We start from the raw sequence: 25,011 nt of genomic DNA on the forward strand, positions 1-25,011 counted from the left end.
GGTAATCGTCGATACTGAGTTGCCCCAAGCGTTGCCCGTAAGTTGCCACTAAGTAAACATTAAGCAGCCGGTCCAACGAGGCCGGCGCGAAAACAAGAAAAGGGTGGGACGTCGGTCGACGAGACCGCTCGCGTCGCCACCCTTTTTTGCTGTCAGTCGGAGTTTGAATGAGCGTCACCACATCGGGATTGCAGTCGAAGTCGAGCCGTCGCGCGGTCAGGCATTTTGTCGAACTCGTGAGTTCGATGCGCTTCGCCATCGCCTTGCTGGTCGTACTGGCCATAGCAAGCATCATCGGCACGGTGCTTACGCAAGACGACCCGTACCCCAACTACGTCAATCAGTTCGGCCCGTTCTGGGCGGACATCTTCCGCGGCATCAGCATCTACACCGTGTACAGCGCGTGGTGGTTCATGCTGATCCTGATCTTTCTCGTGATTTCAGTCTCGCTATGCGTCATTCGCAACGGCCCGAAAATGATCGCGGACCTCAAGAGCTGGAAGGATCGCGTTCACGAAGGCGGCTTGCGCGCGTTTCATCACAAGGGTCAATTCGTAGTCAGCGCGGATCGCGCGCAGACGGCCGCCACGCTCGAACGTCTTTCCGCAAAGATGGGTTATCGCTTTGTCACGCGTCAGATTGACGCAGGCTCGACGCTCATCGCGGGCAAGCGCGGCGCGCTCACGAAGATCGGCTACATCTCGGCGCATCTGGCTATCGTCATCATTTGCGTCGGCGGGCTGCTCGACAGCAATCTGCCCATCAAGCTGCAGATGTGGCTCTTCAACAAGACGCCCATTCAGACCAACGCGGTCATCAACGACATTCCGGCGGAGCATCGCCTGTCCGTGTCGAATCCGACGTTTCGCGGTTACGCGTGGGTGCCGGAAGGTCAATACGTCGGCACGGCAATCTTGAATCAGCAGGACGGCTCGATTATTCAGGACTTGCCGTTCTCGATTCAACTCGACAAATTCATCGTCGATTACTACTCGACCGGCATGCCGAAGCTGTTCGCGAGCGACATCGTGGTGATCGACCACAAGACCGGCAAGCGCATTCCGGCGCGCGTCGAGGTGAACAAGCCGTTCACGTACGACGGCGTGTCGATCTATCAGTCGAGTTTTCAGGACGGCGGCTCGAAAATGCAGATGACCGCCTGGCCCATGAGCGGCGGCAGCGCGAAAACCACGCCCTTCAACGGTACGATCGGCGGCACTGCGCCCGTGAATCAGCAGATTGCCGATGCGCAGGGTCAAACGGTCGAATTCACCGATTTCCGCGCAATCAACGTCGAAAACATGACGGACGGCAACGGTGCGCCGGACGCACGCGGCGTCGGCAAGAAGGAAACCTTGCGCGATGCGTTCGACGAGCGCCTCGGCTCCGGCGCAAAGACGTCGAAGCCGACGGATCTGCGCAATATCGGCCCATCGGTGCAGTACAAGGTGCGCGGCACGGACGGTCAGGCGCGCGAGTACAGCAACTACATGTTGCCGGTCGATGTCAGCGGTCAGCGGATGTTCCTCGCCGGCATGCGCCTGAGTCCGAGCGATCCGTTCCGCTACTTGCGCATTCCTGCCGACGAGCGAGGCACGGTGAAGGAATGGATGAATCTGCGCGCCGCGCTTGCCACGCCCGCGACGCGCATCGAGGCTGCGCATCGGTTCGCGCAGCGTTCCGTGCCGCAGGAAAGCGGCGATTTGCAGAAGCACCTGGACGAAAGCGCGATCCGCGTGCTGAATCTTTTCGCTGGCGCGGATGAATCGGGCAACGGGTCCACGAATCCGCAAATGAGCGGCGGATTTCAGAGTATCGCGGCGTTCATCGATCGTTCGGTGCCGAAGGGCGAGCAAGAAAAGGCCGCCGGTTTGCTCATGCGCATGCTGGAAGGCGCAATGTGGGACGTCTGGCAGATTTCCCGCGAACAAAACGGCGAGCCGGCCGCAAAAGTGGACGAGAAAAACAGCGCCTTCGTTCAGTCTTCCATCAACGCGCTTTCCGACAGCTTTCTGTACGGATCGCCGGTATTTTTGCAGCTCGACACGTTCAAACAGGTGCAAGCATCGGTATTCCAGCTGACGCGCGCACCGGGCAAAAAAGTGGTGTATCTTGGCAGCCTCCTGCTCGTGCTCGGCATTTTCTCGATGTTTTACGTGCGTGAACGCCGGCTCTGGTTCTGGCTCAAAGATTCAGGGCAAGGCGGTGCGAGCGTTTTGATGGCAATGTCCACGGCGCGCCGCACGCTCGATTTCGAGAAGGAATTCGAGCGTACGCGCGCGACGGTCGCGGCGGCGCTCGGCACCACGCCGATCGATCCGGCGGCGCAGCATTCGTCGAAAGCATCGGCGACGCAAACACACGAGCCATCCGCGGCCTCCGGCTCGGAAGTATCAACACGGTAAGATCATGGACCTTTCTCAGACCTCCTCCCACGCGCAGCCCAAGACGGAACGTCCGGCATCATCGTCGTCGGGCCTGCCCGATGTCGCCGTTTTCGACGATCGACCGTTCCTCAAACGCCTGGGCGCAATCGACTGGCTGTTCGCCATTGCGATGGTCGCGGGCGCGGGCTTCGCGCTCAACCGCTATCACGCGTTCATGGACGTGTACGACATGGCGGTGCTGGTCGCCGCAGTGCCGACCTTCGTCGTGCTCGGCTGGCGCTGGAAACCGGCGCGGCTGCTCATCGCGACGATCGCGGTCATGTCGCTGTTCTCCATCCAGCTCTATCAGCACGACCTCGCGCGCGCCGAAACCAACTTCTTCCTCAAATACTTCCTGTCGAGCCAATCCGCGATTCTATGGATGAGCGCGCTCTTCATCCTGGCGACGCTCTTTTACTGGATCGGCCTCGTGTCGCGCTCGCAGACGGGCGGCGCAATCGGCTCGCGCATGACGTGGGTCGCGGTGCTCATGGGCTTCACGGGCCTGATGGTGCGCTGGTACGAGTCGTACATGATCGGCGCGGATGTCGGACACATTCCCATCTCGAATCTGTACGAAGTGTTCGTACTGTTTTGCCTCATCACGTCACTGTTCTATCTCTACTACGAACAACATTACGCGACGCGTCAGATGGGCGCGTTCGTGCTGCTCGTGATCAGCGCGGCGGTCGGCTTCCTGATGTGGTATTCGATTGCCCGCGACGCGCAGCAGATTCAGCCGCTCGTGCCCGCGCTGCAGAGCTGGTGGATGAAGATTCACGTACCTGCGAACTTCATCGGCTACGGCAGTTTCGCGCTTTCCGCGATGGTTTCCGTCGCGTATCTGGCGAAGCAGCGCGGCTTTTTGGCCGACCGTCTGCCGTCGCTGGAAGTGCTCGACGACGTGATGTACAAGTCCATTGCGGTCGGTTTCGCGTTCTTCACCATCGCGACCATTCTCGGCGCGCTGTGGGCCGCCGAAGCGTGGGGTGGCTACTGGAGCTGGGACCCGAAGGAAACGTGGGCGCTGATCGTCTGGCTGAACTACGCGGCATGGCTGCACATGCGGTTGATGAAGGGCCTGCGCGGCGCGGCGGCGGCGTGGTGGGCGCTGACGGGATTGATCGTCACGACCTTCGCGTTTCTGGGCGTCAACATGTTCCTTTCGGGACTGCACAGTTACGGCAAGCTCTGATCTCGCGCCATCGAAAGAAGAGAAACCGCCATGCGTCGCGCTGGCGGTTTTTTTTTGTCTTGTGATGGAATAGCGGCATCCGGTTTGCTGTTTGCACGTATATGAATGGATGGGCGGCGTATCCAATGCCGCGCAAGCAAAGGGAGTATGGCTCCATGTGGATCAGACGTAATCGCGCGCTTTATGGTGACGATATCGCCGCGAACGAAATCACGCCGCGCGATGTGTTCGAGAATCGGCGGCGTGCGCTGCGTTCGATCGGCGCGCTGGCGGCGACCGGCTTGACTGGCGTGAGCGGCATCGCGAATGCGGCGTTTACATCGCCGGATGCGAAGGGCCAGAAACTCGCGGCGAAAGCGAATCCGAAGTTCATCGCGCTCGACAAGGCGACGTCGCTCAAGGACATCACGAGCTACAACAACTTCTACGAGTTCGGCACCGACAAGGGCGATCCCGTCGAACACGCGGGCACGTTGCGGCCGAGGCCGTGGAAAGTGTCGGTCGAAGGCGCGATCAAGAATCCGAAAACCTACGACATCGACGAGCTTCTGAAGCTCGCGCCACTCGAAGAACGTTTGTATCGCCTGCGATGCGTCGAAGGCTGGTCGATGGTCATTCCGTGGATCGGCGTCTCGCTGTCCGAGCTCATCAAGCGCGCGGAACCTACTGGCAGCGCGAAGTACGTGCAGTTCATCACGCTTGCCGATCCTTCGCAGATGCCGGGTCTTTCGACGCCGATCCTCGAATGGCCGTATTCCGAAGGCCTGCGCATGGACGAAGCGATGAATCCGCTCACCTTGCTCACCGTCGGCTTGTATGGCGAAGTGCTGCCGAATCAGAACGGCGCGCCGGTGCGTATCGTCGTGCCGTGGAAATACGGCTTCAAGAGCGCGAAGTCGCTGGTCAAGATTCGCTTCGTCGAAAAGCAGCCGCCGACGAGCTGGAATCTATACGCGCCGACGGAATACGGCTTCTATTCGAACGTGAATCCTGGCGTGGATCATCCGCGCTGGAGTCAGGCGACGGAGCGGCGTATTGGCGAGGACGGTTTCTTTGCGCCCAAGCGCAAGACGCTCATGTTCAACGGATATGGCGATCAGGTTGCGTCGCTCTATCAGGGCATGGACCTCAAGAAAAATTTCTGAACGATGCCCACTGTATCCGAACTCAAGGGATCGCAAACGCGCGCGAACGTGCGGTCCGGGCCGCGCTGGATCGCGCCCGCAAAAGTGATCGTGTTCATCGCGGCGCTCTATCCGCTGGCGCGCATTGTGTTGCTCGGCGTCATGGGCGGACTGGGCGCGAATCCGATCGAGTTCATCACGCGTTCGACCGGCCTCTGGACACTCGTCTATCTCTGCATCACGCTCGCCATCACGCCGGTGCGCCGGGCTCACGGGCGTGACGGCGCTCGTGCGCTTTCGCCGCATGATCGGCCTTTACGCGTTCTTCTTCGCCGTGCTGCACTTCACGACATACATTTGGTTCGATAAATGGTTCGATGTCGCCGCGATGTTGAAGGACATCGGCAAGCGGCCGTTCATCACCGTGGGCTTCGCCGCGTTCGTGTTGCTGATACCGCTCGCGGTTACATCGCCGAAAGCGATGGTCCGCAAGCTCGGCCGCCGCTGGCAGATGCTGCATCGGATCATCTATCTCGTCGCTATTCTGGCCATCCTGCATTTCTGGTGGATGAAGGCCGGCAAGCACGATTTCGCCTTGCCGAAGATTTACGGCGCAATCGTGATCGTGTTGCTGGGCTGGCGGCTGATCGCGTGGCTCAAAGGACGAATCGAGCGACGCCGGTTGAGCGCATAAAAAAAAGCGATGCCACGGCATCGCTTTTTTGGCTCATGGAATGAATATTCAGTCCGGCAAAATGGATTCGCCCGCGAACAACTGCTTCACTTCTTCGCGTTCGCGCACCACACGCGCGCGTTCGCCATCGACCATGATTTCAGCGGCGCGCGCACGCGTGTTGTAGTTCGAGCTCATGACGAAGCCATACGCTCCCGCCGAAAGAATGGCGAGCAAGTCGCCTTGCTCGACGGCCAGCTCACGATCGCGTCCGAGCCAGTCGCCGCTTTCGCAAACCGGGCCGACGACATCGTATAAACGCGCGCTTGCCTTGCGTTCGATGACCGGCACGATGCGATGAAACGCCTCGTACATGGCGGGACGCGCGAGGTCGTTCATCGCGGCATCGACGATGGCGAAGTTCTTCTCTTCACCCGGCTTAAGATACTCGACGCGCGTTAGCAGCACGCCCGCATTGCCGACGAGCGAGCGTCCCGGCTCGAAATACACTTCGCGCTGACCGTGGCCGCGCTCTTCGAAATGCGCGAGCAACGTGCGCACGAAGTCGCCGATATCCGGCGGCGTTTCGTCATCGTACGTAATGCCGAGACCGCCGCCGACGTCCACGTGACGAATGCTCATGCCGTCGGACTCGATCTGTTCGACGAGGTCGAGCAGCTTGTCGACGGCATCGAGATACGGGCTCACTTCGGTGATCTGCGAACCGATATGACAGTCGATACCCACGACATCGAGATTCGCCATGTCACGCGCTTCACGATACGTCGCGCGCGCGTCGCCGAAGGCCACGCCGAACTTGTTCGACTTCAAACCGGTGGAGATGTACGGATGCGTTTTGGCGCCGACATCGGGATTCACGCGCAGCGACACGGGCGCCTTCTTGCCAAGCGACTTCGCGACTTCGTTGAGCGCGTGCAACTCGGGAATGGACTCAACGTTGAAGCACTTCACGCCCGCTTCGAGCGCCTCGCGCATCTCGGCCGCGCTCTTGCCGACGCCCGAGAAAACCGTGTTGGAAGCCTTGCCGCCCGCGGCCAGTACACGCGCCAGTTCGCCCGACGACACGATGTCGAAGCCCGCGCCCAAACGCTCGAACACGTTGAGCACCGCGAGATTGCTGTTGGCTTTGACCGCGACGTGCACCGTTGCCTTTCGGCCCGCGCAGGCATCGGCGTAAGCGCGATAGGCGCGCGTCAGTGCATCGCGCGAATAGACGTAAAGCGGCGTGCCGAACTGTTCCGCGAGCGACGCGGCGGGGACGCCTTCGACGTGCAACGCGCCGTCGACGTAGTGGAATGCGGAATCGTTCATGCGTGGATTCGGATGTACGCGGCTTGGTGCGCGTGAGGCTTAGGTCAGTACCCGGCGGGCGCCGGTTTCAGAGTGGTGTCCGGCGAAAGCGACAGCGGCGCGCCGGAGGTATCGGGAATGTCGCCAGTCTCGCTCGCAGCCGATGCAGCGCTTGCCTTGTCGACGGAAGCGGAAGGCGGCGTATCCTGAAGGTCGCTAGGACGCTGCGGCAGTGGCGGGACAGTGGGAAGATAGAGCGGACCACGTTGTCCACAACCGCCGAGTGCGAGTGTTGCCGCGGCGCTCATGCTCAAAGCCGCTACAATCGCGCTCATCCTGAAAACGACTCGCATGACCGTCCCTGTACCATTGAATCGATGGAGTTTAGCATGACAGACCAGGAATACCTGAGCTTGGCAGAGGCCGCGCTGACGGCCATCGAACGTGCTGTGGATCGGGCTGAAGCCGATATCGAATTCGAGCGTAGCGGCAATGTGCTCACGCTGGAATTCGAGAACCGCACGAAGGTGATCGTCAATCTTCAGCCGCCGAAACACGAGATCTGGCTAGCCGCGAAGGCGGGCGGTTTTCACTACAAATACGTGGATGGCGCCTGGCGCGACACACGCGACAACAGCGAGTTTTTCGCCACGCTCACGAAGTATTCGACCGAACAGGCGGGCGAGCCCGTTCGCTTTTCAGCGAAGTAAGGCACGCCCGGCAAGGAACGTCACTGTCCCTTGAACAGATTCATGATGTCCTGCTTTTCCTGCTCGCCGACTTCGGGCGCCGGAGCCGTGACGCCCGACACGCCCGAGGCCGACGACGCCTGACTCACGCCGATTGTCGCGATGAAGCCGTGGCCCGGCGTCATGTCGTCGAAGTACAGTTCGCCACCGAGCGAGGTCACGTCGGGCGGCGTCATCGGCTTGTACTCGGGCAAGCCCTTCAGCGCGCGCGTCATGTAATCCATCCACACGGGCAGTGCGAGACCGCCGCCCGTTTCCTTGTCGCCGAGCGTGCGCGGATTGTCATAGCCGATCCACGCAATCGCCACGAGCGAACGCTGATAGCCGGCGAACCAGGCATCGCGCGAATCGTTCGTCGTGCCGGTCTTGCCTGCGAGGTCGGTGCGCTTCAACTGATTCGTCTTGGCCGCCGTGCCGTGCTGCGCGACGCTTTGCAAAAGGCTATTCATCACGAACGCGTTGCGCGGCGTGATGGCAAGCGGCGCGCTTTGCTGCGCGACGAGCGGTTGCGGATGCGAAACGACCGCGCCGTATGGGTCGGTGATATCGGCGATCAGATACGGATTCACGCGATACCCGCCATTGGCGAACACCGCGTAGCCCGTCGCCATCTGCAGCGGCGTGACGAGACCCGCGCCGAGCGCCATCGGCAAATACGCGGGGTGCCGGTCCGCGTCGAAGCCGAAGCGCGTGATGTACTGCTGCGCGTACTTCGTGCCGATGGTGTTCAAAATGCGGATGGACACCATGTTCTTCGATCTCTGCAGCGCGGAGCGCATGGTCATGGGTCCGTCGAAGCCGCCGCCGTAGTTCTTCGGCTCCCACGCCTGACCGCCGGTTTCGGCGGCGGTGAAGAAGAGCGGACCATCGTTGATGATGGTCGCGGGCGACAAGCCTTTTTCCAGCGACGCCGAATAGATGAACGGCTTGAAGCTCGAACCCGGCTGACGCCACGCTTGCGTCACGTGATTGAACTTGTTCTTGTTGAAGTCGAAACCGCCCACGAGCGCGCGGATGGCGCCGTCCTGCGGCACGAGCGAGATCAGCGCGCCCTCCACTTGCGGCAACTGCGTGATGATCCACTCGCCGTCGTCGTTCTTCATGAGCCGCACGATCGCGCCAGGACGAATGCGGGCATTGGGCTGTGCGCGCGTGGAGAGCGCATTGGAGACGAAGCGCAGATCGGCGCCGTTGATGGTCGCCACGTTGCCGTCGATGAAGCTCGCCTTCACTTCCTTCGTGCTCGCCGACGTGACCACCGCCGCGACGATCTCGCCGTTGTCCGGATGCTCGGCAAGCGCGTCGTCGATAGCCTGCTCGCGGTCGTCCGCATTCGCGGGCAGATCGATGAAACCCTCGGGCCCGCGATATCCATGCCGGCGTTCGTAGTCCATCAGCCCCTTGCGTACCGCGCGGTAGGCGGCGTCCTGATCGGCGGAATCGATCGTGGTCACGACATTCAGACCGCGCGTGTACGCCTCTTCCTTGTACTGCGCGTACATCATCTGCCGCACCATTTCCGCGACGTATTCGGCGTGCACGCTGAACTCGCGGCCTTGTCCCTTCACGACGAGCGGCTGATTCTTCGCCTGGTCGTATTCGTCCTGCGTGATGAAGTTGAGTTCGCGCATGCGCTGAAGGATGTACTCCTGCCTCACCTTCGCGCGCTTCGGATTCACGACCGGGTTATAGGCCGACGGCGCCTTCGGCAGACCGGCGAGCATGGCGGCTTCCGCGAGCGAGATGTCCTTCAGATCCTTGCCGAAGTACACCCGGGCGGCGCTCGCAAAACCATACGCGCGCTGTCCGAGATAGATCTGATTCATATAGACCTCGAGAATCTGATCTTTCGTCAGCGCGCGCTCGATCTTGTAAGCGAGCAGCATCTCGTAGATCTTGCGCGTGTAGGTCTTCTCGCTCGACAGGAAGAAGTTGCGCGCGACCTGCATGGTGATCGTGCTTGCGCCCTGTGACGCGTGACCGTTCGACAGCGCCACCGTGCCCGCGCGCAGGATGCCGGTGAGATCGACGCCGCCGTGGTCGTAGAAACGCGAGTCCTCGATGGCGAGCACCGCTTTCTTGAGATGGTCCGGCACATCGCGAATGCGCACGACGCTGCGCCGCTCTTCGCCGAATTCGCCGATCAGCACGTGATCCGCCGTATAGATGCGCAGCGGCACCTTCGGCTTGTAGTCAGTGAGCGCATCGAGCGAAGGCAGGTTCGGCATCGCGACGACAAGCGCATACCCGAGCACGAGCGCCGCGCAAACGATTAGCGCGAAAAAGCTGATGACAAGCGCGGAAAGCAGCCGCAAATACCACGGTCGCCTGGTCGTCTGACCTTCGGGCGGTTTGGATGGCGGGTTGGTCGGGGAAGAGGATTGCATGGCACCACCAAAAAACGGTCTCGGGATTATAGCCGTCCGGGTTTCGAGCCTTTCTTAAGACTTGCGACGAACCGCGGGCGTGCTTCGGTCCCGTTTCTCCTGCTTCGGAACTTCGTCCCTTCAAGATACGCGGGATCGTGCGGATAAGCACCTCTGAAACGCGCCAAACACACGCGTTAGCCATTTGGCTGAATGTTCGAAAGACGCGCGGCTCACCACAATTCTTCTCGTGCAAGCGCTCGAAAGGTTCGGCGCGCAAGAGACGATGGAGTGAGTCATGAACAAGGCCTTATTGACAGTTACGCGCCGCTTTGCAGCGGGTATCGATGTGAGCGAAAGCGCGGTGCGGATAGTGGTGCTCAGCAAGCGCGTGCGTTCGCCCTCGGCGGTGTGCGTCGAGCATATCGATTGGGTGGCGCTCGAACCGGGCGCGGTGATCGACGGCGAGTTCGTCGATCGCGCCGCCGTGATCGCGGCGCTCTGCGATACCGTCGAGCGCTTGCCGCAGAACGGCGTGTCGCGCGCGCTGCGTTGCGCAATGGGCTTGCCGTCGTCCGCGACGCTCACCACGCGCGTGCCGCTCACCGCGTTGCTGGAGACGCGCGATGCGCCCGCGCTCGTGGCGGACGGCGATCCGCGCGGCGTGCTCGAACCCGCCGTGCTCGCGGAGGCCGAGCGCATCTCGGGCATCGAACGCGGCGCGCTCGCGGTGGACTGGTCAGTCGAAACGCAGGAGGACGGCCGCGCGCAAGTCGCGATTGCCGCCACCGCGCGCCGGCATGTCGAGGCGCGCGTCGAAACGGCGGCTGCGGCGGGAATCGCGCTGTCCGCCATCGACGGCGAACCGGCGGCAGCCATGCGCGCAATGCGTCATTCCGGCAAGGTGGAGCTCGGTCCGGATGCGCGCTTCATGTTTTGCTGGCTCGAAAAGACGGGGCTGCACGGCTGGGTCGCCGGCGCTCACGGCGTCGAGTCCGAAGTGCGGTATCCGGCGCCCGAGCATTCATGTCTCGCCGACGCGCTCCGCGATCTCGCTGGCACCGATGCGCCGCTCGACTGCGTGTACGTCGGCGGCGAAGCGGACCTGATGGCGCAGGCCGCGCTGCCACTTCCCGCGCTGGCGAAGATGTTCGGCTGCCCGGCGCTGCCGTTCGAGTGCGCGCCGTATTGCAATGGCGTGGCGGGCATCGATGCGTCGCTCAAACATTCGCCGCTCTTCGCGGTGGCGTTCGGTCTGGCGTTGCGCGAGGTGCTGCAATGAGCGGCGCGAGCGTGGTCGAAGGCTTCAACCTGCTTCCTTACCGCTTGCGCAAGCGCCGCGAGATGCGCCGTCAGCGGCTCGCGATTCTCGCGGCGGCGAGTCTTGCCGGATGCGCGGCGGTCGGCGCGGTCGCGGGCTGGGATGCCTTGCAGCGCGCGCGTCTGGATGAACGGCGTCTCGCGCTGGAAGCGTCGCTACGGACGTCGGGCGCGCAGCTCGAAGAGCACGCACGGCTCACGCGTGCCGAAGCCGACCGGCGGCGCGCGCGCCAAAACGCGCAACCGCTTGCCGCGCCGCGCGACCGTTTTCTCGCGCTTCTCGACGCGCTGGCTGACGCGCCCCGGCAACCCGGCGTCGAGCTGCAACGCGTCTCGCAACGGACCGACGAAGTCGAACTCGCGGCGCTCGCACCCGATTCGCAAGCGGCGGCGAACTGGCTCAAGCGTCTGGAGGACGTGCGCGACGTGCAGTCGGTGGAAGTGATCGAGATGAAGCGGCGGCCAACCACGCCGGCGCCGGCGAGGCGCGATGCCGTATCGAACGTCGAACGCTACGAATTCACGGCGCTGGTGCGCTACGCACGCAAAATCGCGGCGGCGGCGAAGACCGCGCAACCCGCGCTCGCCGTCCGCCGCACGACCAACACCGCTCACGGGAGCAGTCAATGAACACGATGTCCATCAACGATGCCGGCCGTCTGCGCTCAGTCGCGGCCTTCCATGAATGGCCGCTTCGATGGACGCTCTGCGGCGCGATGCTTCTCGCGGCGATCATCTGCGTCATCGGTGTGCAGGGCTGGCGCGCGGCCGGTCTGATCGATCTCGATGCAAGCCACGCGGCGCTCTCCGCCGCGCAGGAGAAAGCGGGCCAACTGCGCGGTATCGAGGCGCAATTGCCCGATCTGCGCAAACGCGTGGCGGCGGGCGGTCTGAACCCCGAACACTGGACTGCCGCCGATGCGCTGCACGCCGTAGCCAGTCTCGCCGCGCAAAGCGGGTTGCACGTAACGGAGATCGAGCCGCTTCAGACGAAACTCGCCGAGGTCCAGGCACCGCGCGCGCTCCGGTTTCGCGCGGAAGGCGGCTTTGCCGAGATGAAGCGGTTCATCGAGGCGCTCGCGGGTTTGCCGCGTCTCGTCATAGCGGAAGGCGTGCAAATCCGGCGGCAGACGGGTGTACTTTCCATCGATACGACCTTGCGCATCCACGATGATCTTCCGGCCGTGCCGCTGCCCGAACCGGCGCGCACGAACGCCTTCGTCATCGATCCGTTCGGCAAGGAAAGCGCCGGTGGCTTTTCGCGCAGCGCGGACTTGCTGCTCGTCGGGACGCTTCTCGGACGTCATCGCGCGATGGCGCTGATGCAGAGCAGCGAGGGCGTTGGCGACTTCCGGCCCGGCGAGAAGATCGGAGACGAATGGCTCGGACGCGTGCGGCCGCGCGCGGTCGAGCTCGCGAGTGACGACGGCGCTTCGCGCACGCTGAGTTTCGCGGAGGATCGCAAATGATCGCGCCACCAACTTTTCGTCTCAAGAGGCTCGTTCTGGCGCTGGCGCTCGTTTTCGCGTCGCACGCGGTCTGGGCCGAAGCCGATCAAAGCGAACCCATTGCGCCTTTGCCGCCGTTGCCCGCCGGCTACGAGACCTTGCCGACCGACCAGTTCGCCATCGATACGAGCGCGCCGCCCGCGCTCTTGTCGCCGCCCGTCGCGCAGAGTGTGGAGCCCGTGGCTGCCGCGAAGTCATCGACGGATACGAGCGAGTCGCTCGAAGGCCCGCCCGTGCCGATGCCGCAGCCCGAACGTCTAAGCACGCAATCGTCCGGCAGCGCCGACGACGGCAAGCCGATCACGCTCGATCTCAAGAACGCCGACCTGGGCGCCGCGCTGCATGCGTTTGCCCGCTTCAGCGGGCTCAATATCATCGCGAGCGACAAGGTGCGCGGCCAGGTGTCGATCAATCTCGTCGCCGTGCCGTGGCGCCGCGCGTTCGACACGCTGCTCGACGTGAACGGCCTCGCCATGGAGCAGCACGGCAACGTGATCTGGGTCGCGCCGCTCGCGGAACTCGCCGCACGCGAGAAGTTGCGCTACGAGACGCACGCGCGCGCCGCCGATCTCGAACCGCTCGCGAGCCGCACGTTCGTGCTGCGCTATCCGCGCGCGGAAGACGTCCGCAAGCTGCTGACAGGCTCCGGGAGCCAGCGCGTGCTGTCCAAACGCGGCTCCGCCATGGCCGACACGCGCACCAATCTGCTCTTCGTGACGGACCTCGACGCGCGCGTGAAGCAAATCGCCGAACTCGTCGCGCAGATCGACAAACCCACGCCGCAAGTCGTGATTGAAGCGAAGATCCTGGAAGGCGAGGCGGGCATTTCGCGCACGCTTGGCGTCAAGCTGGGCGTCGCGGGCGTGAACGACCCGGCGCGCGGTCTCTCGGGCGGCAAGGACGGCGTCGTGTACGATTTATCGGCGCGGCCGATCAACGGTTTCGACGCCGCCACGGCCGGACTCACGCTGTTCGCGGCTCAGGCCACACGGCTTCTGAACATCGAACTGAGCGCGCTCGAAGCCGAGGGACGCGGTCAGATCGTCTCCCGGCCGCGTGTGGTGACGGCTGACCGCGCGAAGGCGCTGGTCGAGCAGGGCACGGAGCTGCCGTATCAGGCGAAAGTGGGCAACGGCGTTTCCGGCGTGCAGTTTCGGCGCGCGGCGCTCAAACTGGAGGTCGAGCCGCAGATTACCCCGCACGGGCATGTCATTCTTGATCTCGATGTCGCGAAAGACAGCGTCGGCGAGCAGACCGACGCGGGTCCGGCCATCAACACCAAGCACGTCCAGACGCGCGTGGAGGTCGAGGACGGCGGCACGGTGGCGATCGGCGGCATCTACTCGGAAGACGAGCGCAACGACGTCACGGGCGTGCCCGGACTGTCGAAGCTGCCGTGGCTCGGCTGGCTGTTTCGCCATGACGCGCGCCGCAGCTCGCGCAACGAGCTGGTGATCCTGATTACGCCGCGCGTCATTGCTTCGAGTGGATGAAGGCGGAAAGAAGCGGAAAGCGGGGCCGCGAGCGGGCGGCCCGACTCGACAAAGCGGGCTATTTGCCCTTAAGCTGCCGCACGAACAAAATTCGATTGACTTGAAGGAAACCGAGTTGCAGGAAGGGCACGCGAACGCGAACATCTTTTTCGTCGGACTCATGGGGGCGGGTAAAACCACCGTGGGCCGCGCGGTTGCGCGCCGCTTGCAGCGCTCATTCATCGATTCGGATCAGGAAATCGAGGCGCGCACCGGCGCGCGCATCCCGGTGATCTGGGAGCTCGAAGGCGAGGCGGGTTTTCGTCAGCGCGAAGCCAACGTTATCGACGAGCTGTCGCAAAAGAGCGGTATCGTGCTCGCTACGGGCGGCGGTGCGGTGCTGCGTCCGGAGAATCGCGAACATCTGAAGAATCGCGGCGTCGTCATCTATCTGCGTGCAAATCCGCACGATCTCTGGCAGCGCACACGGCGCGACAAGAACCGGCCGCTTTTGCAGACCGACGATCCGCGCGGCAAGCTGGAAGCGCTCTTTCAGACGCGTGATCCGCTCTACAACGAGTGCGCGCATTTCGTCGTGGAAACCGGCCGACCTACCGTCAACGCGCTCGTCAACATGGTCCTGATGCAACTGGAGGTGGCCGGCGTCATCAAACCGGCTCAGTCATAATGTCCGTCATGATTTCCCCCTCGCTTACCGTCGACGTCGAACTGGGCGAACGCGCCTATCCCATTCATATCGGTGCGGGCCTCATCGGTCGCACGGAGCTTTTCGCGCCGCATGTCAAGGGCGCGTCGGTCGCCATCGTCACCAACTCCACCGTCGACCCGCTCTACGGCGACGAACTCCGTGCCGCACTCGCCACGCTCGGCAAGAAGGTAACGACCGTCGTGCTGCCGGATGGCGAAGCGCACAAGAACTGGGAAACGCTCAACACGATCTTCGACGCGCTCCTCAGCGAACGCTCCGACCGCAAGACCACGCTGATCGCACTCGGCGGCGGCGTGGTGGGCGACATGACCGGCTTCGCGGCGGCATCGTATATGCGCGGCGTGCCGTTCATTCAAGTGCCGACCACTTTGCTCTCGCAAGTGGATTCATCGGTGGGCGGCAAGACGGGCATCAATCATCCGCTCGGCAAGAACATGATCGGCGCGTTTTATCAGCCGCAAGCGGTGATCGCGGACATCGGCGCTTTGCGCACGCTGCCGGACCGTGAACTCGCTGCGGGACTCGCGGAAGTCATCAAGACGGCGGCAATCGCGGACGCCGAGTTCTTCGAGTGGATCGAAGCGAACATCGCGAAGCTGAACGACCGCGACGAAGAAGCGCTTGCTCACGCGGTCAAGCGTTCGTGCGAGATCAAGGCGTCGGTGGTGGCATCGGACGAACGCGAAGGCGGACGCCGCGCAATTCTCAACTTCGGTCATACCTTCGGGCATGCCATCGAAGCGGGCCTGGGCTACGGCGAATGGCTGCACGGCGAAGCGGTGGGTTGCGGCATGGTGATGGCGGCGGATCTTTCCGTGCGCCTCGGCAAACTGGATGAGCCCGCGCGCAAGCGTCTCGTGCGCGTGATCGAAGCCGCGAAGCTGCCGGTCGTGGCGCCCACGCTCGGCGCGGCGCGTTATATCGATCTGATGAAGGTCGACAAGAAAGCCGAAGCCGGCGAGATCAAGTTCATTTTGCTGACCCGCTTCGGCGAGGTCGAAATAGCAAAGGCGCCCGACCACGCCGTGCGCGAGACGCTCGCCGCAAGCGTCTGAGTATTGGATCGGCGCCGACCTGGCGGCAATGCCGGAGACAACCGGAACCACGACTTGAGCGGAGCAGCCGGTGAGCGAAATAGAAAGTCTACTTCCGTCGAGCGGGCCGCCATCGGGCTCGTTCGAAGCGTATCTCGCGCCGTACGCGGCGCATTCGGCGTTGTCGCGCGGACGCCGGTATGCCGAAGCGCCGCCTGCCGCCCGTACCGAATTCCAGCGCGACCGCGACCGCATCGTGCACTCCACTGCATTCCGGCGGCTCGAATACAAGACGCAGGTGTTCGTAAATCACGAAGGCGACCTCTTTCGCACGCGTCTCACGCATAGTCTCGAAGTCGCGCAGATCGCGCGTTCGGTCGCTCGCAATCTGAATTTGAACGAAGATCTGGTCGAAGCGATTTCGCTTGCGCACGATCTCGGCCACACGCCGTTCGGTCACGCGGGCCAGGACGCGCTCAACGAATGCATGCGCGATCACGGCGGCTTCGAGCACAATCTGCAAAGCCTCGCGGTGGTGGATCAGCTCGAAGAGCATTACGGCGCATTCGACGGCCTCAACCTCTGCTTCGAGACGCGCGAGGGCATTCTCAAGCATTGCTCGCGTGAAAATGCGCGCAAGCTCGGCGATCTCGGCGAACGCTTTCTCACGGGCAAGCAGCCGTCGCTCGAAGCGCAGATCGCCAATGTCGCCGACGAAATCGCCTACAACAATCACGATGTCGACGACGGCTTGCGCTCCGGCTTCATCACGCTCGAACAGCTTTCCGAAGTCAGCCTCTGGCATACGCATTTCGATGTGGCGCGCGCCGCGTATCCGGACATCGGCGGACGCAGGCTGATTCACGAGACCATTCGCAGCATCATCAATACGCTGATCGTCGATCTGATCGAGGCGACGAGCCGCAATCTCACGCGCGTGGCGCCGAAGTCCATCGACGATATCCGCAACGCGCCGCCGCTCGTCGCGCATAGCGATGAAATTGCCGCGCAAGCTGCCGCGCTCAAGCGCTTTCTGTTCAGGAACCTGTACCGGCACTATCGCGTGATGCGCATGGCAAACAAGGCGAAGCGCGTCGTGACGGGTCTCTTCGGCGCGTTCACCGACGACCCGCGCCTGTTGCCGCCCGCTTATCAGGCGCGTCAGGCCGCGGTGGAGGAGTCGGCCAACGACGCGAGTTCAACCGGCCACGACAGCTCGCAGGCGCGGCTCGTCGCGCATTACATTGCGGGCATGACCGACCGCTATGCACTGAAGGAGTATCAACGCCTGTTTGTCATCGACAACAACTAATATCGCGCGTTTCAACGCGCAAGAATCAATTCAAGGAGACTTTCTCGATGAGACGCATGCCCTCGTTCCGCTCGATCGCAGCAGCTGCCGTGCTCGCGTTCGCCGGCAGCACCGCAGCGCAGGCCGCGACGGAAATCCAGTTCTGGCACGCCATGGAAGCCGCGCTCGGCGAGCGCGTCAACGACATGGCCAACGACTTCAACGCGTCGCAGAGCGATTACAAGATCGTCCCCGTGTTCAAGGGTACGTATGATCAGACGCTCGCGGCGGGCATCGCGGCGTTTCGCAGCGGCAACGCGCCCGCGATCCTGCAAGTCTACGAAGTCGGCACGGCAACGATGATGCAGGGCAAGAAAGCCGTCGTTCCGGTCTACGACATCTTCAAGCAGGCAGGCGTGCCGCTCGACGAGAAGGCCTTCGTGCCGACCATCTCCGGTTACTACAGCGACGCGAAGACCGGCCATCTCATCTCTATGCCGTTCAACAGCTCCACGCCGGTTCTGTACTACAACAAGGACGCCTTCAAGAAGGCGGGACTCGACCCGAACCAGCCGCCGAAGACCTGGGCCGATGTCGAAACCGACGCAAAGAAGATCAAGGCCGCCGGTTACTCTTGCGGTTATTCGTCGGGCTGGCAAAGCTGGATTCAGCTCGAAAACTACAGCGCGTGGCATGCAGCGCCGTTCGCGACGAAGAACAACGGCTTCGACGGGCTCGACGCCAAGCTCGACTTCAACAAGCCGCTGCAAGTCGCGCATATCGCCTTCCTGCAGAAGATGGCGAAAGAAGGCAACTTCACCTACGTGGGCCGCAAGGACGAGCCGGTCTCGAAGTTCTATAGCGGCGATTGCGGCATCATCACGAACTCGTCGGGCTCGCGCGCGACCATCAACAAGTTCGCGAAGTTCGAATACGGCGTCGGCATGATGCCTTACGACGCGAACGTGAAGGGCGCGCCGCAGAACGCGATCATCGGCGGCGCGAGTCTCTGGGTGCTGTCGGGCAAGGACCCGGCCGTGTACAAGGGCGTCGCGAAGTTTCTCGCTTATCTGACCTCGCCGCCGGTCGCGGCGAAGTGGCATCAAGACACGGGCTATCTGCCGGTCACGCAAGCGGCCTACGAACTCACGCAGAAGCAGGGTTTCTACGACAAGAATCCCGGCGCGGATATCGCCATCAAGCAGATGCTGAACAAGCCGCCGCTCGCCTTCACCAAGGGTTTGCGTCTTGGCAACATGCCGCAGATTCGCACCGTCGTCGATGAAGAACTGGAGCAGGTCTGGGCGGAGAAGAAGACGCCGCAACAGGCGCTCGATTCTTCGGTTTCGCGCGGTGACGAACTGCTGCGCCGCTTCGAAAAGAGCGGTGGTTAAGCGCCCATGACGCAGCGCGCCCGCGTGTTTCTCGCGGGCGCCGTTTCAGGATACATCGATGGAAAAACGGTCTCGTTTCGATACGAGCGTCCTGCCGTATCTGCTCGTTGCGCCTCAGCTCGCGATCACCGCGCTGTTCTTTCTGTGGCCGGCGGGCGAAGCGCTCTGGCAATCCACGCAAAGTCAGGACGCGTTCGGCACGTCGAGCGAATTCGTCGGCCTCGCGAACTTCAAGCAGCTCTTCGCGGACCCGCTTTATCTGTCGTCGTTCAATACGACGATGATCTTCTGCGCGCTCGTTACCGTGTCGGGACTCGTGATCTCGCTGCTGCTCGCCGCGTGCGCCGACCGCGTGACGCGCGGCGCGAAAGCGTATCAGACGTTGCTCATCTGGCCATATGCCGTCGCGCCCGCGATTGCGGCGGTGTTGTGGTCGTTTCTGTTCAACCCGAGCATCGGGCTCGTGACGTATGCGCTCGCGAAGCAGGGCATCGTGTGGAACCACGCGCTGAACGGCACGCAGGCCATGTTTCTCGTCGTGCTCGCGTCGGTGTGGAAGCAGGTCAGCTACAACTTCCTGTTCTTCTATGCGGGACTTCAGGCAATTCCGCAGTCGCTGATCGAAGCCGCGGCCATCGACGGAGCCGGTCCCGTGCGACGCTTCTTCGGCATTGCGCTGCCGCTGCTATCGCCGACGAGTTTCTTCCTGCTCGTCGTGAATCTGGTCTATGCATTCTTCGACACCTTCCCCGTGATCGACGCCGCCACCGGCGGCGGCCCGGCGCAGTCGACCAAGACACTCATCTACAAGATTTTCGCGGAAGGCTTTCAGGGTCTCGACATCGGTAGTTCGGGCGCGCAATCGGTCGTGCTGATGGTGATCGTCGTTGCGTTGACCATCGTGCAGTTCCGCTTCGTCGAACGCAGGGTGCAATATTCATGATCGAGAACCGACGCGGCTTCGATATCTTCTGTCACGCGGTGCTGCTCGTAGGCGTCGCGCTGATCGTGTTTCCGGTGTATGTCGCGTTCTGCGCGGCCACGATGAATTCGAAGGAAGTCTTCACCGTGCCGCTCTCGCTCGTGCCGAGCACGCATCTCTTCGAAAACGTGGCGAACATCTGGACGCACGGCAGCGGCAACGCGGCGGCGCCTTTCGGACGCATGCTGATCAACAGCCTCGTGATGGCGCTCGTGATCTCCATCGGCAAGATCGCGGTGTCGATCATCTCGGCGTATGCGATCGTGTTCTTCCGCTTTCCGTTCAAGAACTTAGCGTTCTGGCTGATCTTCGTCACGCTCATGCTGCCGGTGGAGGTGCGTATCTTCCCGACGGTGCAGGTCGTGTCGTCGATGCATCTGTCGAACACGTACGCCGGGCTGACGCTGCCGCTCATTGCATCGGCGACCGCGACCTTTCTGTTCCGCCAGTTCTTCATGACGCTGCCGGACGAACTGATGGAAGCGGCGCGCATCGACGGCGCGGGGCCGCTGCGTTTCTTCTGGGATGTCGTGCTGCCGCTGTCGAAGACGAACATCGCGGCGCTCTTCGTCATCACGTTCATCTACGGCTGGAATCAGTATTTGTGGCCGATTCTCATCACCAACGAGCAGTCGCTGCAAACCGCGGTGGTGGGCATCAAGAGCATGATCGCATCGGGCGATACCGCGACCGAGTGGCATCTCGTCATGACCGCGACCTTGCTCGCCATGTTGCCGCCGCTCGCGGTCGTCCTGACGATGCAGCGCTGGTTCGTGCGCGGCCTCGTCGATTCGGAAAAATAACCCAATTACCTTGGCATGACGCCCGAGAACAGAAAGCGTCCGCTCGGGCTCAAACGGGAGACTTCAAACATGATTCTCGAAATCGCGCAGTTGCCGGTCATGGCCGGCGAGGAAAGCGCATTCGAAGCCGCTTTCGACGAAGCGCAAAAGATCATCGCGGCGCAGCCGGGCTATCGTTCGCATGAGCTCGTGCGCGGGGCGGACGCCGGCAACGGCTCGCAATACGTGTTGCTCGTGCGTTGGGATTCGGTCGCGGCGCACGATCCGGGCTTTCGGCAATCGGCGGGTTACCAGCAATGGCGCGCGCTGCTGCATCGCTTCTATGAGCCGGGCATTGCGGTCGCGCATTTCGCGACGGTGTGCGGCGCGCTGCGGGACTGATCGATGGCTGCGTTGAATCTCAAGGCGGTCAGGAAAAGCTACGACGGCAAGAACTTCGTGCTGCACGGCATCGACGTGGCAATCGCGGATGGCGAGTTCGTCGTCATGGTCGGTCCTTCGGGCTGCGGAAAATCGACGTTGCTGCGCATGGTCGCGGGGCTCGAAAGCGTGTCCGAGGGCGAGATCCAGATCGGCGGCAAGGTCGTCAACAAGCTGGAGCCAAAGGATCGCGACATCGCGATGGTGTTCCAGAACTACGCGCTCTATCCGCATATGAGCGTCGCGCAGAACATGGCTTACGCGCTCAAGATCGGCGGCGCGGATCGCGCGACTATCGAGAGCCGCGTGGCGAATGCGGCGCGCATTCTCGAACTCGAACCGCTGCTCGCGCGCAAGCCGCGCGAACTGTCGGGCGGGCAGCGTCAGCGCGTTGCCATGGGCCGCGCGATCGTGCGCGAACCGGCCGTGTTCCTCTTCGACGAACCGCTCTCGAATCTCGACGCCAAACTGCGCGTGCAAATGCGTCTCGAGATTCAACGGCTTCACGCGCGACTCGCAACCACGAGCCTTTACGTTACGCACGACCAGATCGAAGCGATGACGCTCGCGCAACGCGTCATCGTCATGAACAAGGGACACGCCGAGCAGATCGGCGCGCCGACCGAAGTCTACGAGCGGCCGGCGACGGTGTTCGTCGCGAGCTTCATCGGCTCGCCCGCGATGAATCTGCTCGAAGGGCGCTTGTCGGAAAACGGCTCGACGTTCGAGGTGGCGGACGGCGGACCGAAGCTGCCGGTTGCGGGCGCTGCCGGTTTGAACGGCACGATGCACGGCCGCGAGTGGATCATCGGCCTTCGTCCCGAGCATATGACACCGGGCATCGTCGGCGCGGCGAGCGCGACGCTCGATGTCGATTCCACCGAGCTGCTCGGCGCCGACAATCTCGCGCACGGCAAGTGGGGCAAGCACGACGTGGCGGCGCGTTTGCCGCATACGCACCGGCCGCAGCGTGGCGAAAAGCTGGCGGTGTCCGTGCCGCCGCAACAACTGCATTTCTTCGATCCGGCGAGCGGTCGGCGCGTCAACTGAAGGGAGTATCCGCGATGAGAACCTGGCCTTATCCCGCAATCGTCGCGCATCGCGGCGGCGGCAAGCTCGCGCCCGAGAACACGCTCGAAGGCATCGACGAAGGCGCGCGGCGCGGTCTGCGCATGATCGAATTCGATGCAAAGCTCTCGGCCGACAATGTGGTTTTTCTGCTGCACGACGATGACGTCGATCGCACGTCGAACGGTCATGGACCCGCACGCTCGATGACTTACGCGCAAATCCGTGCACTCGATGCGGGCTCGTGGTTCGGCAAGCCATTCGCGGGCGCGCATATGCCGACGCTCGCTGAAGTACACGCGCGTTGCACGGAACTCGACATGGCGGCAAATGTGGAAATCAAGCCGTGTCCCGGACGCGAAGTCGAGACGGGCGAGCTTGTCGCGCGTGAGGCGGCGCGCTTGTGGGCGAGTGCGGAACCGGCGCCGTTGCTGTCGTCGTTTTCATACGAGGCGCTGGAGGCCGCGCGTGACGCGGCACCAGAGCTTCCTCGCGGCATGCTGTACGAGGAAGTTCCGGTCGACTGGCGCGAACAGACGTCGGCACTCGCATGCGTGTCGCTGCATGCGAGTCACCGGCATTTGAGCGAAGCACTCGTTCGCGAAATCAAGGACGCGGGCTTGCGCGTACTTGCCTATACACCGAATGAACCTGAGCGCGTGAAGTTGCTCGCCCAATGGGGAGTCGATGCGATCTGCACGGATCGCATCGATATCATTGGTGCGGATTTTCTCGCGGGAAGTTGAACGACGCGCGCGGCGCCATTGATACTGGCGCCGCTCGTTCGGTCAGCGAGCGCGGGCCAGCAAAACGCCCGCGACGAGCGCCAAGCCGCCGACAAGTGCAATCGTCTGCCAGGGCTTTTCGTGCAGATACGCATCGGCGTCGTCTAGAGCAGCGCCGGCGCGTTGTCTGAGCGCGGCGTGCGTGTCGTTCAGACGGGAACGTGCGCCGTCCAGTTGCGAACTGATTTGCTTGCGCAAGATGGCGGCATCGGCCGATGCGCCGTTCGACAGCGTTTCTTCAAGATCGGAAAGCAGCGCGCGCAACTCGCCGCTGATATCCTCGGCGGCATCACGGCCATGACGCGCCATACGGCGCGCACGGCGGTTGGTGCTGCTCCAGGAATCTCCGATGGCGTCTCGCGTGTTAGGCAATGCGTTCATAGATCGCTCCGTCGATGGATGAATCGTGGATGGATGACCACACCGCTCGCGAAGAGCGGGAAATCGATGATGCAGCAAATTCGATGCCCATGGGCGCGCACGGTCGTGTCACCAGCAAGACTGTCGGTGAACGGCGTTGCGACAGCGTAATAAATGCGCAAGCTCCGCAAATGCGCGGGTCACATTTACAAGAGCCGGTAAAATCAAATGCCGCCACGCTTCATGCATGGCGGCGCTTTTATTTGCATGCCCGCAAATAAAATTTCGGGAACGCCGTGGTTAATCCAGCGTTCTTAGAAACGATAGCCGACACGCAAATAAGTCACGATGGGATTCAACGTGATCTTCGCTTTCGACTGCACGTTCAACGTGCCAACCGGCGTCTGCGCTTGCGAGTTCAAAGTCGCCGTTGCCTTCAACGGAATGAACGACACGGAAAAACCCGCGAACCAATGCTCCGTGAAGTTATAGACGGCGCCCACGTTGAACACCGGCGCCCACGAACTATCCGTGTCGACGGAGGTCGGACCATGCAGGACGTTGCCTTCGAACGATGAGTTCGTGATCTTGGCGTCGGTGAACCAGGTGCGGGTTACGCCAATACCGACGAACGGACGAAACTTCGCTTGAGGAGCATTAAAGAAGTATTTGAAAAGCAGCGTTGGGCTCCATTGTTTCGCGCTGCCGAGCTTGCCGTATTGCGAGAACGAGCCTGTGCCTTCGAGGTCGAAGGAGGGCGGAATGCCCATTTCGAATTCCGCCGCAATGTGGTCGGTGGCAAAGTAACCAAGCGTGAAGCCTGCCGTATCCGCGCTTGAAATGCCGGCGCCCGTGCCCTGTACGTCGATATTGACGGGAGATCCGCCTACACTTGTCTCTTTGAGCGGGCCGCTGCTGTCTTGCGGGGCGAAGTGAAACCAGCCAGCGGTTGCGTAGAAGGAACCCGCCGACTGTGCGTGCGCCGCGCTGGCTACATACGCAAATGCCGCTGCTCCCACCATGACTTGTTTTATTTTCAATTTGTGCTCCTCCAGAAAAGCACGCTCATTATGAGCATAAGATTTCAAAGTAACCATAGCGTCGCCGTAGAGCATTTTCCCTAAGACGTGTGCGGCGTTGGAATCGTGTTGCATGGCATTTGCATGTGTTTCGTCCACGCTGCCTCAACATCTCCACAAGGTCCCCGATTGGGGTAACACAAACGCGACCAATGGAATATCCAGAATGGCACGGCTTGCACGACTTTATGTTCCCGATCAGCCGCAGCATGTCATCCTGCGCGGTCTCGACCAGCAACCTGCCTTCGTCGACGACCAGGACTACGAGCTTTTTATCGACTGCTTGAGAACTGCATCACGTGATCATCATCTTTCCATTCATGCATATGCGTTGATGCCGCAGGCGGTGCATCTGCTTGTCACGCCGCGCGACGAATCGAGCCTTCCGAAGGCGATGCAGGCAGTCGGGCGTCGTTACGTGGCGCATTTCAATCGCCGTTACACGCGGCGCGGGACGTTGTGGGAAGGGCGATATCGCGCAACGGTCATCGAGGGTGAACGTTATTTCCTGCTTGCCACGCGCGTGGTTGAAACCGCGCCGGTTCGCGTGGGTCTGGTTGCCGTGCCGCAGGACTACAAGTGGTCGAGTTTTCGGCACCATATAGGGCTGACGCTCGACGGACTGATCACCGACCATCCGCTTTTCTGGTCGCTCGGCAACACGCCGTTCGAACGCCAGCATGCATACAAGGAGTTGTGCGATCAGCCGCTCGACGAGCGTGAGGCCAATCGTCTCCTGCAAGCCACTCTGAAAGGCTGGGTGCTCGGCAGCGATGCGTATCGCGATTGGGCATCGCGTGCGGCGAACCGGCGCGTGTCGCCATTGCCGCGCGGACGGCCGCGTAAAGTGCGCGAGACGCCCCAATCTCAATAACCACGGGCATCGCGGAAAACGACGCTTGAAAGGACGGCGGCACGAAG

23 protein-coding genes and 2 pseudogenes are annotated in these 25,011 nt (G+C 62.2%); 20 read left to right on the forward strand and 5 right to left on the reverse strand.

Annotated features, from left to right (window positions below; translation table 11 throughout):
• Positions 1-167 precede the first annotated feature (167 nt).
• The 4 genes and pseudogenes from P9292_RS27915 (at position 168) to msrQ (ending at position 5,439) form a co-directional block, all read left to right on the forward strand.
• Entirely contained in the window at positions 168-2,405 is a 2,238-nt protein-coding gene (locus P9292_RS27915; RefSeq protein ID WP_309962279.1) for a cytochrome c biogenesis protein ResB, read from the forward strand.
• 4 nt (positions 2,406-2,409) lie between these two features.
• Positions 2,410-3,621 (forward strand): c-type cytochrome biogenesis protein CcsB, encoded by a 1,212-nt coding sequence (gene ccsB / locus P9292_RS27920; RefSeq protein WP_244826418.1) that lies wholly within the window; start codon positions 2,410-2,412, stop codon positions 3,619-3,621.
• 155 nt (positions 3,622-3,776) lie between these two features.
• Positions 3,777-4,766 carry a protein-methionine-sulfoxide reductase catalytic subunit MsrP gene (gene msrP / locus P9292_RS27925; RefSeq protein ID WP_309962281.1) on the forward strand — a complete coding sequence of 330 codons (990 nt, stop codon included), beginning with the start codon at positions 3,777-3,779 and terminating at the stop codon, positions 4,764-4,766.
• Between the two features lie 3 nt (positions 4,767-4,769).
• A pseudogene (msrQ, locus tag P9292_RS27930) lies at positions 4,770-5,439 on the forward strand (protein-methionine-sulfoxide reductase heme-binding subunit MsrQ).
• Between the two features lie 48 nt (positions 5,440-5,487).
• Here the strand turns inward: msrQ and lysA are convergent.
• A complete protein-coding gene (lysA, locus tag P9292_RS27935) occupies positions 5,488-6,750 on the reverse strand; it encodes a diaminopimelate decarboxylase (RefSeq protein ID WP_309962283.1) in 1,263 nt (420 codons plus the stop codon).
• Positions 6,751-6,794: 44 nt separating this feature from the next.
• On the reverse strand, positions 6,795-7,082 hold the full coding sequence (gene lptM / locus P9292_RS27940; RefSeq protein WP_244826414.1) for an LPS translocon maturation chaperone LptM: 288 nt from the start codon (positions 7,080-7,082) through the stop codon (positions 6,795-6,797).
• 36 nt (positions 7,083-7,118) lie between these two features.
• On the opposite strand from lptM, the gene cyaY reads away from it, so the two are divergent.
• A complete protein-coding gene (cyaY, locus tag P9292_RS27945) occupies positions 7,119-7,439 on the forward strand; it encodes an iron donor protein CyaY (RefSeq protein ID WP_244826413.1) in 321 nt (106 codons plus the stop codon).
• A gap of 20 nt (positions 7,440-7,459) precedes the next feature.
• Here the strand turns inward: cyaY and P9292_RS27950 are convergent, their stop codons facing one another.
• Entirely contained in the window at positions 7,460-9,865 is a 2,406-nt protein-coding gene (locus P9292_RS27950) for a penicillin-binding protein 1A (RefSeq protein ID WP_250509577.1), read from the reverse strand.
• Positions 9,866-10,142: 277 nt separating this feature from the next.
• Between P9292_RS27950 and pilM the strand changes: the two genes are divergently transcribed.
• The 13 genes and pseudogenes from pilM (at position 10,143) to ugpQ (ending at position 22,612) form a co-directional block, all read left to right on the forward strand.
• Positions 10,143-11,126: a pilus assembly protein PilM gene (gene pilM, locus P9292_RS27955; RefSeq protein WP_250509576.1), complete on the forward strand. Its 984-nt coding sequence runs from the start codon at positions 10,143-10,145 to the stop codon at positions 11,124-11,126.
• Complete coding sequence (locus tag P9292_RS27960) at positions 11,123-11,794, forward strand: PilN domain-containing protein (protein WP_250509575.1); 672 nt, start codon at positions 11,123-11,125, stop codon at positions 11,792-11,794. Before pilM ends, P9292_RS27960 begins: the two co-directional genes overlap by 4 nt.
• Positions 11,791-12,633, forward strand: a complete 843-nt coding sequence (gene pilO / locus P9292_RS27965) for a type 4a pilus biogenesis protein PilO (protein WP_309962287.1) — start codon at positions 11,791-11,793, stop codon at positions 12,631-12,633. Before P9292_RS27960 ends, pilO begins: the two co-directional genes overlap by 4 nt.
• Positions 12,630-14,165: a type IV pilus secretin PilQ gene (locus P9292_RS27970; protein WP_309962289.1), complete on the forward strand. Its 1,536-nt coding sequence runs from the start codon at positions 12,630-12,632 to the stop codon at positions 14,163-14,165. The genes pilO and P9292_RS27970 overlap by 4 nt, the downstream gene beginning before the upstream one ends.
• A 160-nt stretch (positions 14,166-14,325) precedes the next feature.
• The gene (locus tag P9292_RS27975; protein WP_244828131.1) at positions 14,326-14,832 is read left to right on the forward strand and encodes a shikimate kinase; all 507 of its coding nucleotides are present in this window, start codon (positions 14,326-14,328) and stop codon (positions 14,830-14,832) included.
• 8 nt (positions 14,833-14,840) lie between these two features.
• Positions 14,841-15,929, forward strand: coding sequence for a 3-dehydroquinate synthase (gene aroB, locus P9292_RS27980; RefSeq protein WP_309962291.1), 1,089 nt, complete (start codon positions 14,841-14,843; stop codon positions 15,927-15,929).
• A gap of 124 nt (positions 15,930-16,053) precedes the next feature.
• Positions 16,054-17,220 (forward strand): annotated as a pseudogene (locus tag P9292_RS27985) (deoxyguanosinetriphosphate triphosphohydrolase); the annotation flags it as partial.
• A gap of 47 nt (positions 17,221-17,267) precedes the next feature.
• The gene (ugpB, locus tag P9292_RS27990) at positions 17,268-18,593 is read left to right on the forward strand and encodes a sn-glycerol-3-phosphate ABC transporter substrate-binding protein UgpB (protein WP_309962297.1); all 1,326 of its coding nucleotides are present in this window, start codon (positions 17,268-17,270) and stop codon (positions 18,591-18,593) included.
• Positions 18,594-18,651: 58 nt separating this feature from the next.
• Entirely contained in the window at positions 18,652-19,536 is an 885-nt protein-coding gene (gene ugpA / locus P9292_RS27995; RefSeq protein WP_244826404.1) for a sn-glycerol-3-phosphate ABC transporter permease UgpA, read from the forward strand.
• Positions 19,533-20,378, forward strand: coding sequence for a sn-glycerol-3-phosphate ABC transporter permease UgpE (gene ugpE / locus P9292_RS28000; RefSeq protein WP_244826403.1), 846 nt, complete (start codon positions 19,533-19,535; stop codon positions 20,376-20,378). Before ugpA ends, ugpE begins: the two co-directional genes overlap by 4 nt.
• Positions 20,379-20,447: 69 nt before the next feature.
• Positions 20,448-20,759 carry an antibiotic biosynthesis monooxygenase gene (locus P9292_RS28005; protein WP_244826402.1) on the forward strand — a complete coding sequence of 104 codons (312 nt, stop codon included), beginning with the start codon at positions 20,448-20,450 and terminating at the stop codon, positions 20,757-20,759.
• Between the two features lie 3 nt (positions 20,760-20,762).
• The gene (locus tag P9292_RS28010; protein ID WP_250465841.1) at positions 20,763-21,848 is read left to right on the forward strand and encodes a sn-glycerol-3-phosphate import ATP-binding protein UgpC; all 1,086 of its coding nucleotides are present in this window, start codon (positions 20,763-20,765) and stop codon (positions 21,846-21,848) included.
• 14 nt (positions 21,849-21,862) lie between these two features.
• Entirely contained in the window at positions 21,863-22,612 is a 750-nt protein-coding gene (gene ugpQ / locus P9292_RS28015) for a glycerophosphodiester phosphodiesterase (protein WP_309844600.1), read from the forward strand.
• A gap of 42 nt (positions 22,613-22,654) precedes the next feature.
• On the opposite strand, the gene P9292_RS28020 is transcribed toward ugpQ, so the two are convergent.
• Complete coding sequence (locus P9292_RS28020) at positions 22,655-23,032, reverse strand: YqjD family protein (protein WP_244826399.1); 378 nt, start codon at positions 23,030-23,032, stop codon at positions 22,655-22,657.
• A 29-nt stretch (positions 23,033-23,061) separates the two neighbouring features.
• Here P9292_RS28020 and P9292_RS28025 point away from each other — a divergent pair, with 29 nt between their 5' ends.
• Positions 23,062-23,292 carry a hypothetical protein gene (locus P9292_RS28025; RefSeq protein ID WP_250465837.1) on the forward strand — a complete coding sequence of 77 codons (231 nt, stop codon included), beginning with the start codon at positions 23,062-23,064 and terminating at the stop codon, positions 23,290-23,292.
• A 33-nt stretch (positions 23,293-23,325) separates the two neighbouring features.
• Here the strand turns inward: P9292_RS28025 and P9292_RS28030 are convergent, their stop codons facing one another.
• Positions 23,326-24,033, reverse strand: a complete 708-nt coding sequence (locus P9292_RS28030; protein WP_409015422.1) for an OmpW/AlkL family protein — start codon at positions 24,031-24,033, stop codon at positions 23,326-23,328.
• A gap of 223 nt (positions 24,034-24,256) precedes the next feature.
• On the opposite strand from P9292_RS28030, the gene P9292_RS28035 reads away from it, so the two are divergent.
• Positions 24,257-24,964: a transposase gene (locus tag P9292_RS28035; RefSeq protein ID WP_309962303.1), complete on the forward strand. Its 708-nt coding sequence runs from the start codon at positions 24,257-24,259 to the stop codon at positions 24,962-24,964.
• The last annotated feature ends 47 nt before the right edge of the window (positions 24,965-25,011 follow it).

The organism is Caballeronia sp. LZ001, from assembly GCF_031450875.1.
Classification (GTDB): domain Bacteria; phylum Pseudomonadota; class Gammaproteobacteria; order Burkholderiales; family Burkholderiaceae; genus Caballeronia.